Genomic DNA, 14,866 nt, shown 5'->3' with positions numbered 1-14,866 from the left:
TAATAGACCTCCATTCGCATCAATGACGGCGCGAGTGGAGGTCTTTTTGTGTTTGTCTATGATATTAGACACATTTAGCGAAATACTGTTTAAAATTTTAGACACTTAATCAGTTATAGTCCAAAACGTTTCAGCTTATTGTACAATGTCGCACGCGAGACGCCGAGCAGCTTCGCCATTTCGAGTTTATTGCCTTGAACCTCCTCTAAGGCTTGCTGCAGGAGATTTCGTTCGAAGGCATCCATCGTCTCTTGATAGGCATGTACGCCAAGATGCCTGTCCATAGGTGCGGATGACGATGCTTCGGCAGGGCGTGCGGTTTCTTGATATAGAGCACTTGGCAAATAATCCGTCTTGATCATACCGTCGGTTGCGAATATAACAAGCCGCTCAATCGTGTTCCGCAGCTCGCGGATGTTGCCGGGCCAATCGTATTGCACCAGATATCGAATAACCTCCGGTGGAATATCTTGAATATGCCGCCCATACACGAGCGAGAATTCATGGAGGAACGACTGCGTAAGATCATAGATGTCTTCCTTGCGCTGCCGCAGCGGAGGGATCTCCATCGAGAGGACATTCAAGCGATAATAGAGATCCTCGCGGAATTTCCCGTCCGCAATCATCTTCTTCAGATCGCGATTCGTCGCGGCGATGATGCGACAATCGGCACTGCGCATCTGCGTGCCGCCGATCGGGAAATACTTCTTCTCCTGCAGCACGCGCAGCAACTTCACCTGCATCTCAAGCGGCATTTCGCCAATTTCGTCCAAGAAGAGCGTTCCGCCGTTCGCAAGGGCAATTTGTCCTTTCTTCCCGCGGGGATCGGCGCCGGAGAAGGCGCCTTTCTCGTATCCGAACAGCTCGCTCTCGAACAGCGCAGGGGGGATCGCGCCGCAGTTGATCGCGATGAAAGGAGCATCTTGGTCTTCGCGGGAATCATGGATGGCCTTGGCGAATAGCTCTTTTCCTGTGCCGCTCTCTCCTTGAATGAGTACGGTAGCCTTCGTCTGGCTGACCTTCCGCATCGTGTCGATGCAGCTCTTGATCGTGCGGCTCGTACCCTTGATCGGCGAGAATGGATCGGGCGATGGGCTAAGCATCTCCATCTCCCGTTGCAGATGATGCATCTTGCTCGACATATGAAGCATCTCTTGATGAAGCCGAATTTGCGCTGTAATGTCCGATTCTGCGGCGACGGCGCCGATAATCTCCCCGTCCAGCTTCACAGGATTCGCATTGATGAGCACGAACAGGTCTTGGCGCGGCTGATGCTGCATTTTATAGACCGATTCGCCGGTCTGGAGGGTCTTCAAGGACTGCAGACGATCGACCGGGAAAAATGACGTCGCGGGCTTGCCGATAATTTCTTGGCTCTGGATCGAGAAGATCTGTTCTGCGCCAGCCGTCCACACAGCGACCTCTTGGGCTTCGTTAATGAGCGTAATCGCCATATCCGGGTCGATCGTCGCCAAGGTTGTCTGATAGTACGCGTCCAGGATGCGGTAGGATCGCATTACCGATTGCAGCACCTCCGCAGCCGATACGTAGCCGATGACCTGATCTTCTGATTCCACAAGAAGATAAGCGGAACAGTTGAATCGGGTGATAGCCTCCTCCAGAGGCATATTTACCGGAAGCGCTTCCACAGGCAATTTGACGAAAGATGGCTCCAAGGCACCATCCCGCAGCTCGTGGGATGCTGCCACATAGTAGTATTGCGAGCCCGCTTGCATGAACACAGGTCCGCCATCTTGCTGAGCGATAGGCTGTATCGGCTGGGACTCGCTATGATCAGCTGATATGCATATGAATGAGGTATGGATCAATGATTCGAGACACGGCAGATGATGCTTCAATCGGGTGACCTCCCATATAGAAGAACGAATATCCTAATATATGGATTATACCTGATCTTCCTCTATTTAGTTGAACATATTTTTGAGCACCATCATTAGATTGGCGGGCTTCTCGGCTAGTCGGCGCGTATAATACGGATACCACATCACACCGTACGGGACATAACAACGAACGCGATAACCCTCTTGGGCAAGCTTCATTTGCTCACTCATGCGCAGGCCATAGAGCATCTGGAACTCGAAGGCGTCTTTGGAAATACCTTGTTGCTGCACGTAGTCTTTGACCCAATGGATCATCGTATCATCATGGGAGGCTACAGCCGTATAGATGTGTTGATCGAGGTGCATTTGAATCATCTTCTTGAAATTCGTAATGACATCGGTTGCGTTCTGGTACGCTACGGTACTCGGTTCTTTGTAGGCTCCTTTGACAAGGCGAAGGCGGATGCCTTCTTGAATCATCGCTTCCACATCATCCAGCGAGCGATAGAGATAGGCTTGAATGACAGTCCCGACATTCGTAAGCCCCTCGGCATGCAGCCGTCGCACGATATCGATCGTCGCTTGTGTGAACGGTGTATCTTCCATATCGATGCGAACGAAATTGTCATGCTTTGCCGCTTCGGTCACGACGGCGCGAATATTGTCATAACATGTCTCGGGATCGAGCGCGAGCCCCATCTGCGTCGGCTTCAGCGAGACGTTGGAGTTCACCCCGCGGTCCGAAATGCCTTGCACGAGCCGCACATATTCCTCCCGATATCCCGCGGCCTCGTCCAAGTGGCGAATGCCTTCCCCGAGGTGGTCCAGCGTTGCCATAATGCCTTTCTGATTCAGCGCTTCAATTTGTGTCAATGCTTCAGCCAGCGTATCGCCAGCGATGAATTTACTCGCCAATTTCTTACCGTACTTGAGCGACCAATGTTCAACGAGCCGATTGCCGGCGATCGTTAGCAGTGTTTTGCGGTATAGTTCTGTACCGATGTCCATGGGTAGAATCCCCTCTCCGAATCGTCATGTCATAGTGAAGGTCTAGCAATCAATGAATGAAGCAAGAACGATGCCAGAACCATATTTCTTATAAAAAATTCTTTTCCTACGCAAGTTGGCACGGTATTTGCTTATACATGGGAATACAGGACGTCATTCAATTTTTATTGCTATTTTACTCAGGGAGGATGAGAAGGGTATGCGCGTAGAATTTAAAAATGAGGTATTCACGAATTTTAAAGATGAACAGAACAATCTAGCTTATGATAAGGCATTACAGCAGGTGGAGGGAGAGCTTGGGCGCTCGTATGACCTTGTGATTGAAGGCCGAAGAATAGCGACAGACCGTAAAGTGACCTCGATCAATCCGGCATCGACAGAGCAAGTGATCGGGATTGTATCGCAAGCCGATACGGCGCTCGCGGAAGAAGCGATTCAGACGGCGGCACGGGTGTTCGAATCGTGGAAGAAGACCGATCCGCATGAACGTGCACGGTATCTCTATAAGGCTGCTGCGCTCATGCGCCGCCGTAAGCATGAGTTCTCAGCATGGCTGACATTCGAGTCAGGCAAGACGCGCGCGGAAGCCGATGCGGATACGGCGGAAGCGATTGACTTCATGGAATTCTATGCGCGCGAAATGCAGCGCCTTAGCCAGCCTCAGCCGCTCACGATCATTGAAGAAGAAGAGAATGAGCTCTACTACATTCCGCTTGGCGTCGGCATCGTCATTCCGCCGTGGAATTTCCCGCTCGCGATTATGGCGGGCATGACCACAGCTGCGCTCGTATCGGGGAATACCGTCGTCTTGAAGCCGGCGAGCACGACACCGGTCATTGCTGCGAAATTCGTAGAGCTGCTCGAAGAGGTGGGCTTGCCTCCAGGCGTGGTGAACTACCTTCCTGGTCCAGGCGGTGAAGTGGGCGATTACCTCGTAGATCATCCGCTCACGCGCTTCATCAGCTTCACGGGGTCGCGTGACGTTGGATTACGGATTAACGAGCGTGCAGCGAAGACAGCGCCAGGTCAAAAGTGGATCAAGCGCGTCATTGCCGAGATGGGCGGCAAGGATTCCATCGTCGTCGATAGCGATGCGGATCTAGACTTGGCTGCGGATGCGATCACGGCGTCTGCCTTTGGCTTCTCGGGTCAGAAATGCTCGGCTTGCTCCCGCGCAATCATTCATGAAGCTGTATACGATGCGGTGCTGGACAAAGTCGTAGAACGGACGAAGCAGCTCGTGATGGGGAATCCAGCTGATAAGGTAACGAATGTCGGGCCGGTTGTCGATGATAAGGCTTATCGTAAAATTCAAGAATATATAGAAATTGGTATGCAAGAAGGCCGGCTTGTCCTCGGGGGCCATACGGGCGAATCGAATGGATATTTTATCGCGCCAACAATTTTCGCCGACGTTGACGCACGCGCGCGCATCTCACAGGAAGAGATTTTCGGACCAGTGGTCGCGTTCACGAAGGCATCCTCTTTCGATGAAGCGCTGCAATTTGCGAACAATACCGATTATGGTCTAACAGGAGCTGTCATTTCGAATAATCGGGCACATCTCGAGCAAGCGCGTCGTGAGTTTTTCGTAGGTAATTTATACTTCAACCGTAAATGTACGGGAGCGCTCGTCGGAACGCATCCATTCGGCGGTTTCAATATGTCTGGAACCGATTCGAAGGCGGGTGGACGGGATTACTTGCTCTTGTTCACGCAAGCGAAGATGGTATCCGAGAGATTCTAATTGCAGCATCCGTACGTAGCGAAATCCGATAGGGGGAGTTACCATGTTAGGCTATCAGTTGGTTCAAGATCAGCGTCTCAAATTAGCAATGACTCCAGAGCTCCAGCAGTCCATGCATATTCTCACCCTATCGGGGCACGAACTGATGCAGTACGTTCAGGAAGAGATGCTTCAGAACCCGGTCTTGGAGCTAGAGGAACAGCGGAGAGGACGTGTGCCGGCGCGAAGCATGGCATTCGACCCGTTATGGCGAGTTCAAGCTGCCTCAGAATCCTTGGAGCAAGCCGTGCTCGGCCAATTGCGGCTGCTCAAGCTGGCGCCTCAAGTCCGCCGTGCGGCGGTCTATTTAGCGGGGAATTTAAATGAAGACGGCTACTTGGATGTTGAACTAGCCGAGGTGTGCACGGCGTTGGATCTCTCGACCGTCCAGGTGGAAGAGGCGCTGCGCCAGGTGCAGGCATTGGAGCCAGCGGGCATCGGCGGGCGGGATGTCAGGGAGTGCCTCCTGCTTCAAATTGAACGCGACCCAGCCCCGGTCCGCGGTGCAAGGGAGATCGTGTCATACTATCTGGAGGATCTAGCACATGGGCAATGGGGGGCGATCGCGTCCGGCTTGCGCATATCGAGGGCACAGGTGAAGGCTGCTGTGCAATACATTCAGCATCTTCAGCCGCGGCCTGGTCAATCGATGGGGGCGTCCGTCGTTCCATACGCGATCCCTGATGCCATGGTGGAGCTAAAACCAGAAGGATATAGGCTGCATATGCATCCGTTCAGTTCGCCGCGGTTAACCATTAGCGAGGTCTATCAGGGGTTAGCTCAGCATCAAGGAACTGCGGCATTCGAGTCATCTGATGCGTCTGCTTTCCTGCAGGCCAAGATCAAATCGGCTGCATGGCTCGTCCGGTGCGTGACCCTGAGGCGCCAGACGCTGATGAACGTGATGCACGCGATCTTGGAAGAGCAGATCCAATTCTTGTCGGCAGGGGTCAAGGGCATCAGGCCAATGACCCTGGCCGTGATTGCGAGCCGATTAGGCATTCACGAGTCTACGGTGAGTCGTACGGTGAACGGGAAGTATCTCCAGACACCGCACGGGGTTTTCCCGTTGAAATATTTCTTCTCAACGGGGCTGCCAACACGTGAAGGAGTGGATACTTCTACACAGGCCGTTAAGGCTCGATTGAAAACGATGATCGCTGAGGAAGATAAGGAACGTCCGCTATCTGACCAACGGATTGCCGAATTGCTCATGAATGAGGGAATTCAAATTTCGCGCCGTACCGTGGCGAAATATCGGGATGGGATGCATATTCTAGCTGCTGGATACCGGAAGGCGAGAGGGTAATCGGGCAAAGTTGACGTCAGCCTCTTCAACGCATGATAATGGGGGAAAGTGCCAAATCGATGGAGAGGGTGATGATGATGGATTTAGGGTTAACCGGCAGGTCCGTGTTCGTAGCCGCGGCCAGTAAAGGACTCGGCCGGGCGAGCGCTCTGGAATTTGCAAGAGAAGGGGCGAAGGTAACGATCGCAAGTCGTGACCTTGCACAGCTCCAGCAGGCACAGGATGAAATCCTCGCGCAGACCGGCAAGCAAGTATTGATGATGCAGATGGATGTGCTGAGTCCGGAAGATGTAAGCCGTGCGATGCAGGCGGCGGTAGAAGCTCATGGCGGATTGGATGTGCTCGTTACCAATGCGGGAGGTCCGCCGGGAGGGCGTTTCACAGATATGGATGATACGAAATGGGTGCACGGCTTCGAATTAAATCTGCTGAGTACCATTCGCATGATTCGCGAAGCGCTTCCTCATCTGCAAGCCGCTGGCGGAGGGCGGATTGTGAATCTCGCTTCGACATCGGTGAAGCAGCCGATCGCAGGACTCATTCTATCGAATGTGTTCCGTGCAGGTGTACAAGCCTTGACGAAGACGCTGGCTGCCGAGTTCGCGGGCGACAATATTTTGATCAATACCGTGGCGCCGGGGCGTATTGCGACCGATCGAATCGCGGAGCTCGATGCACTTCAGGCTGCGAAGCTGAGTTGTACGGTAGAAGAGGTCCAGCATGCGAACTTGAAGGATATTCCGCTCGGCCGACTCGGTACGCCTGAGGAATTTGCGAGGATTGTAGCCTTTTACGGATCTTTTGCGAATAGCTATGTGACCGGTCAATCGCTGCTTGTCGACGGCGGTATGGTGAAGGCAATTTAAGAGAAGGTTGGACAGGAATATCTCCTGCCCAACCTTTTTTCATATATAAGCGTATGTTAGGCCTTCAAGTCCGTCCCTTCTAACCGTCCCATGGAGCGATTGCGCAGTGCTGCTCGGCGATGATGGAGCAGATAAGAGCCGGCGATGAGCGCAAATCCGATGAAGAACATCACCCAATTGCTTGCGGGGTCGCCTACGGAGATGCTGGAGTACATCGCACCGGATAGATCAAATACAAAGCCGGCATAGGCCCATTCCTTAAGCCGTGGGAAGCCAGGTACGACAATGGCGATGACACCCAGTAATTTGGCGATCCCTAGAAAGGGAAGCAAATAGGAAGGATAGCCCAAATGATGGAACAAGACAACAGCATCGGGGGCATATAGCATATCGGGAATCGCCCCGAACGCCATGAGTGCTGACAACAAACCTGTAAAGATCCAATAGAAACCATTCGTTTTTCTCATTTCAATACACGCTCCTCTTATGATATGTGGATTTCCGATACGGCTTACTTAGTGAGCCGCTAAATGGTCTGCAAGACGCCCAAGCGTGGATATCCCACCCTCAACGGCTCCGTATGCCTATTCATCATGAATTCCTCCGCTATCGTTTGTTTGTAAACTAAATATACCCCATAAGGAATATTCCTGTAAAGGAATATTTTAAAGTCACCCTAAAAAATCTTCAATCGACGTTCGCTCTCTGAAAATAAAAAACGACCGCTCCCCGGTAAAATACCAGAAAACAGTCGCAATCATACATGTATTGGATTATAGCTTATGAAGTTTGTTCCTTATGGTATACCTCGACGCATTCACGGCAGATGCACGACTTGCCCTGCAGTTCGGGTGCGATTCGCTCTCTTAACGCCATGGGCACCGACGTGTGGAAGCACCAGCAATCATCAGTTCCTGCACGGTAGCCGCAGCGGTTATCTTGTCCGCATAGCGGGCATGGATGGGGATCCACTTCGAACACTTTATCATTCATAGGATATGCCTCGGACTTAATTAGATTCTTGTTCATCTGAATTCAGCTTCGATGCGTCGATCCATGTGGAGGACCAGTTGACGATTTCGTTGAATATCGGCGCGAGGGCATGCCCCATCGTCGTTAATGAATATTCGATACGAACGGGTGTCTCTGGATAGACAGCACGGTTCACGATGCCATCGACCTCTAACTCCTTGAGTCGTTCGGATAGCAGTCTTCCGCTAATATTCGGCAGGGATGCCTCAATTTCGCTGAATCGCTTCGGACCCGACAACAGTTGGAAGACAATGAAGGAAACCCATCGTTTGCTTAATATTTCGACAGCCTTCTCGAATCGAGGGCACAATGTCGGTTGATTCATTCCTTTTCACCTCACGCCCTATATTATAACGTACTCTGCTGCGGAACACCTAATAAAATTAAGAAGTTAACTTATTGTAACTAGTGCGTGCCTCGAAAACGTGTCGGAGAGATACCGTAATACGCCGTAAATTGCCTCGTGAAATGATGGATCGTGCTATACCCTAGCCATTCCGCAATATGGGTGACGGATTGATTGCTCTCGCGTAACGCTGCGGCTGCCCGCTGCATCTTGATTCGTGTGACATAGGCTTTGGGAGGTAAGCCGGTCATTTTGCGGAATAGCTCATGGAACTGGCTCTTCTGAAGTCCGCATTGGGCTAACCATGTCTCATAATGATCCGGCTGCTCGATAGATTGTTCCATTCGTTCGATAATGCGCTGGATGCGAGGATCATAATCCTGATGGGACTGTGATATTCGTGACAGCTCCAACAGAAAAGCGTGAAGCAGATGCGTTGTAATCGATGCCGCGTGAGGCCCTTGGTGATTGCAGGTGCGAACGATGTGCGTGAACAGTTCGATGAGCAATGGATACTGTTGCAGCTGAATAACGGCTGGCAGCCCGTCGATTTCAGGGCAGGGCTTCACGGTCGTCACATCAGGAGAATCATATTGTTCTGGCTCCCATGCGAGATGGTGCGTTGTGACAGGAGGCGATGCCATCCACAGATCACAGTAGATGTTGTAAGATGCGAGTGCGGCGTCCGGGTCGGTATGGAAGCCATGAATCATTTTTGGCGGGACGAAGAATAAGGTGCCTTTGCGGACAGGGTACTGTCTGGAGCCAATCATGACGGTTCCTACACCTCGGTCGAAGAGGTGGAAGGCATAGCAATAACCATAACGATTGAAGTCATGAAATGCGCCGTGGAACTGATAGTGATGGGCCAAACGGACGGAAGGAAGCAGATGATCAATCGTCACGTAGATACAACTCCTAGCGCTAGCGAAATGGTTTTTACCACAGCATAGCATGGAACGGGATAGGAGAGATGGTTTATCGGAAAAAATGATAAATGATCGGCAAAATATCGAAATACGCTACGTATGCATCATGGTAGAATCAGGCTAAATCAAGCAAATTCAATTGAGCTTGGAGGCGGATAAGGATATGGCGATACGATCATTTGGCGGCAGCTTAACGGAGAAACAACGGGAATTCTATCATAACGAGGGATATCTGATACTGGAAGATTTACTAAATGAAGAAGACATGATGGCGCCGAAGGAAGCGATGCAGACGAAGGTGCAATGGATTGCTGATGCTTTGGCGTCGGCAGGATTGATTACGGATAAACTGGAGCACCGCCCTTTCCCATATCGACTGGCGGAGTTGTTCCAGGGACTGACTTCAGAAGATTTCTTGCAGTTCGGACGGAGCTGGAGGGACCGACTGCCAGGCTACTACCATTTGATGAGCAATCCCAAAATCGTCGATGCGGTGGAGTCGCTCATTGGCGGGGAAATATTCTCTAATCCGGTGTATAACGTGCGTCCGAAGGTTCCGGGTGTTGCTGCAGGAGCGGTGCCGTGGCACCAAGATAAATCGTATTGGCCGGATGCGAATGCTAATCCTGTCATTACGGTGTGGCTGTCATTCATCGATGCGACGCTTGAGAACGGCTGTCTGCATCTCAAGCCGAAGACGCAGCATTCGAAGGTATTGGATTGGCACCATGAGAAGCATACGGGAACAGGGTATACCGCTCTGCACGATCATCAGCTAGGCCGTCAGAAGACGGTAGCCCTGCCGGTGCGCGCGGGAACGGCCATTCTGTTCAATGATCGCCTGCTGCATATGTCGACACCGAACCTCTCCGACCATGTACGATGGAGCGTGGATCTTCGGTACCAGCCGACGGATCAAGACCCCATGCCGCAGCATGGAGCGGGATTTTTGGTGCGAAGCCGCGAATTTCCGGATCGTGTGGCGACGCTGGAGGATTGGATGGCGAGCAAGCCGGAGCATGGTAGTACCGCAAGCGTTTAGCGAAGACGGCGGGCGATTATTGTGCCAACCTGTGCGAGAGATTGACACTCTACTAACTAGTAACTATAATGGTTACAGGTGCGAGAGATAAGTTAGAAGTACAGGAGGTTGGTTACAATGACTGTGAAAATTCAAGTATATTCGGACTTTGTATGTCCGTTCTGTTATTTAGGGAAGACACCATTTGAAGAGGCGATTCAAGGCAAGGATGTCGAAGTGGAATGGATGCCGTTCGAGCTTCGCCCTAGCGGATCGCAGCCGATCGATCCTTGGAATGAGCCAAGCAAGCTGCAGGGCTGGAACTCCTACATTTCGCCGATGGCGGAGAAATGGGGCGTCGATATGAAGCTGCCACGTATTTCGCCACATCCTTATACGGGTCTTGCATTCGAAGGGTATCATTACGCGAAGGAGCAAGGCAAAGGTAATGACTATATGAACTGCGTGTTCGCTGCCTTTTATCAGGAGGAGCTGAACATCGGCGAGCTGGACGTATTGGTAGAACTGGCGAGCGGCATTGGGCTAGACGCAGAGGATTTCCGCGCGGCGCTAACGAGCGGGAAGTATACGTCCATGCAGGATGAGGCCCGCCGCCATGCCTATGAGGAAGCTAAGGTGTCCGCGGTGCCGACATTCATCATCGGCGGTCAGCGTATTCAAGGGGTCACGAACCGTGAGTCCTTCGAGCAAGTGCTGAATGAAGAGCTAGCGAAGGATCAAGGCGGACTTACGATCATTCCAGGCTTACAATGCGATATCGATGGATCTTGCTACGATCCTTCCTAATCTGCATGGGGAACGCAAAAAGAACCATCCACACCACGCATGAAGCGCGGGTTGAAGGTTCTTTTTGCATCCATCCGGATGTTATTGAATCATCTTGAGATGTACACTCTCTTGAATCATGTCGCGAATTTCTTCGATCTGGGCCTGATAAGCTTCTAACGAAATGCTTCCGCTTAAGAATCGCTGGTCTAACTGTGACCTCAGCTGCGCTACCTGAAGATCAACGACTTGATCGACTTCCATGTCATTCTCGCTTGCGATGTCGGCGAGGGATTGACCATTGTAGAGCGCATCGTAGATTTGCTCTTCGGAGTCAACGCCAAGTACATGGAGCAGGTCGTCTGGATTGTTATTCGATGTATTGTCGGTTGCTTGCTTGTATGTGCTTGCGCTTGCATTTGCTTCGTTACTCCAGATGCTGGTGCTGCATGCGATGAAGAAAGCCATGAAGCTTATCATAATTATCTTTTTAGGGTCCATTTGTGAATTCCTTTCTCATATCAACCATCGTAGTGGTGTTCGTTACATTCAAGGTTTGTTACGTTTGGGATGCAGATAAGTTTCGTATTTGATGATTGTATTATAGGACAGTAACCTTAAGGCCAGATGAAAATGAGTTAAAAGTTCGATGAGGACTGTGCCATTCCATTGTCTAACAGCCGCTGCAGCATGTCGCTGCGCGGCTATTTGGTTGTCGCTTATTGATTTTGTTTGCGATTTCCTCTTGCCTGCTTATCATCCCGGCTATCTGCCAGTTTGTCGCCGAATTGATCCATTCGGGATGGAGATGCTGCGGGGCCGTCGTTCTTAGGTTTGCTGTTTCTGCCTGTCATGCTCATCACCTCCTCCTGTTATCATCATCCAACAAGAATGGAATCATGCATTTCTGAACGACTTGATTAGCTACACATACCGAAGGATTCTTTTCAAATGCAATTTGTTAACGTTCTGAGTCTAATTTGTGTCCAAAAATTGAAGGATTTTATTGCCATTGTGACAAAATTGTGATTAAATATAATCATAACAATATAAAACGCTTCCAATCTTCGGGCACAACCTCTCGGCGATTGGCGGGAGACGGTTGTGACAATCACGAGGAGGTTATTTACATGACTACGAAATCCTTATCCGAGAAATCCATGGACACGTTGAAGGCGAAACGCAAACACTCGATGATCATCGCGATCTCGTTTTTTACCTTTGCCCTATTAGAAGGCTATATTGGAACAGTATTAACAGCAGCGAGCGGCACGACAGCACAGCTCTCGATGCTTGGCGTGATGGGCGTTATGCTAGTGCTCGGTCTTGTGTTTGAATTTAGATCCATTATCATTCACAAAGTTATTCAGCGCCGTGTGAGCCAGGAACAACAATAAGAAGTCAATGAAGTGTTGAACGATACGAGGACTTGAACTGGAAGGCATTCCGAGCCATCGGCTGCCCCAGGGCAAGTCCTTTTTATTCGTACAGCAGCCTGCTAAAGACTTGAAGCTGATGCAGGCTGCTGTTTAACTTATTTGGCGGAAAGCTGGGATTTTGCTCGGGAGATAACGTCGCTAATTTTCTGCTCATAGGCGTAAATTTTCTGCTGATGAGCCGTGATGTCGCGGATGGTCGTGGACAATGCGCTTAGGGCATCAATGGTTCGCTTGGCATCGGTAGCTTTGACGGCATCCGTAAGGTTCCGTGAAGGGGTAGTGATTTGCTTCTTAAGCGCGCTCAGGATACTCTTCTCCGCTCGGATCTGTACCTTGATGGGGTCCACGTCCTTAAGAGTATTGCGGACTTTCTTCACGTTCTCCGCTGTCTTGCTCTTCCAAGCGCGTAAGGCCTCCTCCTTCGTCCGGATTTCTGCGCGAGCGAGCTGAACCGCGGTTTTCATGCTGTCCGCTTGAATGCGAAGAAGCGCATTCAACTCTTTGTTCTTCAGTGCCTTGGCGGTTTGAATTCGATCGTTCAGAGTGGTGTAGGATCGGAAGAGAGGCTGATATTTCGCCTTGGTCTGCGTGACCAGCTGCTCCAATCGACTTCGCTCGGTCAGGCCGATCTGTTGAATTTGTTTGCGTAAGCTCGGCAGCGCCTCCTCGTTCTTCGTGTGGAGTGATAGAATACGCTCATTCCATTGATCCTCTGATTGAAGGAGCGTGGTTAACTCCCCCTGCAGGCTTGCGATGCGTGCCGATTGCGTCTTGTCTGCGGCAGCACTCGTCTTGTTCAAGGCGGATTGCGTGGATACGGAGATGGCATAGGAAGCGGCATCCGCTGCAACCGGGGCCATGACGGCTGTTAACAAGGTTAACGTTGTGCATAAGGCGATGATTTTCTGTCTCATAGAAATGAATATCCTCCTTCGTGGCAACCCAAGCTGCTGACAACACAAAAAAGCACCTGCGCGAGAACAGCTGCCATGCAGCAATCCTCACGAGGTGCTTCCTTCGTAAGAGCGGGTTGATGATATTTTTCCAAATATACCCTAATTTGGCGAGGGAGTCAAGCTTACACAGGCATCATGAGCGTAGAGATCGCGATGCGATTCCAAGCATTGATCGTAATGATCGCCATAATGATATCAGCCAGCTCCTTCTGGCTGTAATGCGTCGCTGCTTCTTGATAGATCTCATCGGGAACCTGGTTCTTCGAAATGAGGGTAACCGCTTCGGTGAGCGCGAGGACGCTGCGCTCTTGCGGCGTGTAGTAAGGCGCTTCCCGCCATGCATTCAGCAGATAAATGCGCTGTTCCGTCTCGCCGAGCTTGCGCGCGTCTTTGGTATGCATATCGAGACAGAAGGCGCAGCCGTTGATCTGGGAGGCGCGAATTTTGATGAGCTCGAGGATGTTCTTGTCGATCGTGGAGTCATGCAGGTACTGCTCTAATCCTAGCATCGCACGATAACCCTCTGGATTGACAACGTTCATTTGCATTCTTTGTTCCATGTGGAAATCCCTCCAATATGTCTATTGTTAAGCATGATTTTTGCTTCTCATAGCTATAGACAAGATAGAGATTCCATTTGTGACATTACTGGAGATGAATATGCGAGAGTTTATCCGGATTTCGAATGAAATAGATTGATTGTGCTTTCTCGCCCGTCGCATCCGGTTGAAAAGCAATCATCGCGTAAACTTCCTCGCCGGCATGAATGAGGATTCCTGGGCTGCCGTTCGTATGGATCAAGCGCACCTGATAGGATGCGTCTCTTTTGACATGGATGCCATGTAGAAAGGCATAGATCCGTTCTCTTCCATAGATCGGATTGATGGCTGCCTTGACACGTCCGCCACCATCGCTGAGCAGGATGGCATCTTCGGTAATCATCGTAACGAAATGCTGGAAGTTCCCGGTGCGGGATGCTTCGATGAAGCTTATCGATAGACGTTCGGCAAGATCGGCTTTGGCTGTGGCATCGGTCAGCTCAGGTTGCAGCTTCTTCTGCGCCCGGCTAAAGATTTGTCGGCAATTGGTCGACGTCTTGTTCAGCAACTCGCCAATCTCTTGATAGCTGTAATCGAGCGTTTCACGCAGGATGAAAACTGCACGCTCAACAGGTGATAGCTGCTCCATCAGAACAAGTAGGGCATAAGAAATATGCTCGCGCTGCATGAAACTGTCATCTGGGCGTTCCTCAAGACTCGACACCTGCGGTTCTGGCAGCCAGGGACCGACATAGACTTCGCGCTGCTTGCGGGCGCTCTTCAGGTTGTTGATGCAGCGATTGGTCACCATTTTGATCAGATAAGCTTTTTCGTTCTGAATCGCATGGGTGGGAGACTGGGCATAGGCAATGAATAGATCCTGTACAATATCCTCGGCTTCGGTGATCGATCCCAGCATTCGGTACGCAATGGATTGAAGCAAGCCCCGGTAAGTGGTATATAACGTTTCAAGTGTCGGTTCCATACGATCTCCTTCGTACGTATTAG

Annotated in this window: 17 protein-coding genes; 6 read left to right on the top strand and 11 right to left on the bottom strand. The window is 50.9% G+C overall.

All coding sequences use genetic code 11. The features are described 5' to 3' along the window. Nucleotides 1-113: 113 nt before the first annotated feature. Both GCU39_RS22865 and GCU39_RS22860 read right to left on the bottom strand, forming a co-directional pair. Complete coding sequence (locus GCU39_RS22865; protein ID WP_152395592.1) at nucleotides 114-1,859, bottom strand: sigma-54 interaction domain-containing protein; 1,746 nt, start codon at nucleotides 1,857-1,859, stop codon at nucleotides 114-116. A gap of 66 nt (nucleotides 1,860-1,925) precedes the next feature. Next, nucleotides 1,926-2,849, bottom strand: coding sequence for a proline dehydrogenase family protein (locus tag GCU39_RS22860; RefSeq protein ID WP_152395591.1), 924 nt, complete (start codon nucleotides 2,847-2,849; stop codon nucleotides 1,926-1,928). Between the two features lie 199 nt (nucleotides 2,850-3,048). Here GCU39_RS22860 and pruA point away from each other — a divergent pair, with 199 nt between their 5' ends. From pruA to GCU39_RS22845, 3 genes are all read left to right on the top strand, one after another. Next, nucleotides 3,049-4,596 carry an L-glutamate gamma-semialdehyde dehydrogenase gene (gene pruA / locus GCU39_RS22855; RefSeq protein WP_152395590.1) on the top strand — a complete coding sequence of 516 codons (1,548 nt, stop codon included), beginning with the start codon at nucleotides 3,049-3,051 and terminating at the stop codon, nucleotides 4,594-4,596. Between the two features lie 43 nt (nucleotides 4,597-4,639). Beyond that, nucleotides 4,640-5,944: an RNA polymerase factor sigma-54 gene (gene rpoN / locus GCU39_RS22850; protein WP_152395589.1), complete on the top strand. Its 1,305-nt coding sequence runs from the start codon at nucleotides 4,640-4,642 to the stop codon at nucleotides 5,942-5,944. 77 nt (nucleotides 5,945-6,021) lie between these two features. Then, a complete protein-coding gene (locus tag GCU39_RS22845) occupies nucleotides 6,022-6,810 on the top strand; it encodes an SDR family oxidoreductase (RefSeq protein WP_152397387.1) in 789 nt (262 codons plus the stop codon). Between the two features lie 56 nt (nucleotides 6,811-6,866). On the opposite strand, the gene GCU39_RS22840 is transcribed toward GCU39_RS22845, so the two are convergent. The 4 genes from GCU39_RS22840 to GCU39_RS22825 form a co-directional block, all read right to left on the bottom strand. Continuing rightward, nucleotides 6,867-7,277: a DoxX family protein gene (locus GCU39_RS22840; RefSeq protein ID WP_152395588.1), complete on the bottom strand. Its 411-nt coding sequence runs from the start codon at nucleotides 7,275-7,277 to the stop codon at nucleotides 6,867-6,869. 313 nt (nucleotides 7,278-7,590) lie between these two features. Beyond that, nucleotides 7,591-7,839 (bottom strand): cysteine-rich CWC family protein, encoded by a 249-nt coding sequence (locus GCU39_RS22835; protein ID WP_227793301.1) that lies wholly within the window; start codon nucleotides 7,837-7,839, stop codon nucleotides 7,591-7,593. Beyond that, the gene (locus GCU39_RS22830; protein WP_152395587.1) at nucleotides 7,820-8,167 is read right to left on the bottom strand and encodes a catDE operon transcriptional regulator CatR; all 348 of its coding nucleotides are present in this window, start codon (nucleotides 8,165-8,167) and stop codon (nucleotides 7,820-7,822) included. Before GCU39_RS22830 ends, GCU39_RS22835 begins: the two co-directional genes overlap by 20 nt. Before the next feature lie 80 nt (nucleotides 8,168-8,247). Further along, nucleotides 8,248-9,093 carry an AraC family transcriptional regulator gene (locus tag GCU39_RS22825; RefSeq protein WP_193726591.1) on the bottom strand — a complete coding sequence of 282 codons (846 nt, stop codon included), beginning with the start codon at nucleotides 9,091-9,093 and terminating at the stop codon, nucleotides 8,248-8,250. 187 nt (nucleotides 9,094-9,280) lie between these two features. Here GCU39_RS22825 and GCU39_RS22820 point away from each other — a divergent pair, with 187 nt between their 5' ends. Further along, nucleotides 9,281-10,159 (top strand): phytanoyl-CoA dioxygenase family protein, encoded by an 879-nt coding sequence (locus GCU39_RS22820; RefSeq protein WP_152395585.1) that lies wholly within the window; start codon nucleotides 9,281-9,283, stop codon nucleotides 10,157-10,159. A 117-nt stretch (nucleotides 10,160-10,276) separates the two neighbouring features. Further along, on the top strand, nucleotides 10,277-10,945 hold the full coding sequence (locus GCU39_RS22815; protein WP_152395584.1) for a DsbA family oxidoreductase: 669 nt from the start codon (nucleotides 10,277-10,279) through the stop codon (nucleotides 10,943-10,945). An 81-nt stretch (nucleotides 10,946-11,026) separates the two neighbouring features. Here GCU39_RS22815 and GCU39_RS22810 read toward each other — a convergent pair whose 3' ends face one another. Both GCU39_RS22810 and GCU39_RS32340 read right to left on the bottom strand, forming a co-directional pair. Then, nucleotides 11,027-11,404, bottom strand: a complete 378-nt coding sequence (locus tag GCU39_RS22810) for a hypothetical protein (RefSeq protein WP_193726590.1) — start codon at nucleotides 11,402-11,404, stop codon at nucleotides 11,027-11,029. Between the two features lie 239 nt (nucleotides 11,405-11,643). Further along, nucleotides 11,644-11,778, bottom strand: coding sequence for a hypothetical protein (locus tag GCU39_RS32340; protein WP_265333414.1), 135 nt, complete (start codon nucleotides 11,776-11,778; stop codon nucleotides 11,644-11,646). A 276-nt stretch (nucleotides 11,779-12,054) separates the two neighbouring features. On the opposite strand from GCU39_RS32340, the gene GCU39_RS22805 reads away from it, so the two are divergent. After that, a complete protein-coding gene (locus GCU39_RS22805; protein ID WP_152395582.1) occupies nucleotides 12,055-12,321 on the top strand; it encodes a hypothetical protein in 267 nt (88 codons plus the stop codon). Between the two features lie 137 nt (nucleotides 12,322-12,458). Here GCU39_RS22805 and GCU39_RS22800 read toward each other — a convergent pair whose 3' ends face one another. The 3 genes from GCU39_RS22800 to GCU39_RS22790 form a co-directional block, all read right to left on the bottom strand. Beyond that, a complete protein-coding gene (locus GCU39_RS22800; protein ID WP_152395581.1) occupies nucleotides 12,459-13,277 on the bottom strand; it encodes a hypothetical protein in 819 nt (272 codons plus the stop codon). 164 nt (nucleotides 13,278-13,441) lie between these two features. Next, nucleotides 13,442-13,879, bottom strand: a complete 438-nt coding sequence (locus GCU39_RS22795) for a carboxymuconolactone decarboxylase family protein (protein WP_152395580.1) — start codon at nucleotides 13,877-13,879, stop codon at nucleotides 13,442-13,444. Between the two features lie 85 nt (nucleotides 13,880-13,964). After that, on the bottom strand, nucleotides 13,965-14,843 hold the full coding sequence (locus tag GCU39_RS22790) for an RNA polymerase sigma-70 factor (RefSeq protein WP_152395579.1): 879 nt from the start codon (nucleotides 14,841-14,843) through the stop codon (nucleotides 13,965-13,967). Nucleotides 14,844-14,866: the final 23 nt, after the last annotated feature.

It is taken from the genome of Paenibacillus guangzhouensis (genome assembly GCF_009363075.1).
Classification (GTDB): Bacteria; Bacillota; Bacilli; order Paenibacillales; family Paenibacillaceae; genus Paenibacillus_K; species Paenibacillus_K guangzhouensis.
The sequence above is the reverse complement of the archived record's forward strand: the minus strand, read 5'-3'. Positions and strand labels throughout refer to the sequence as shown.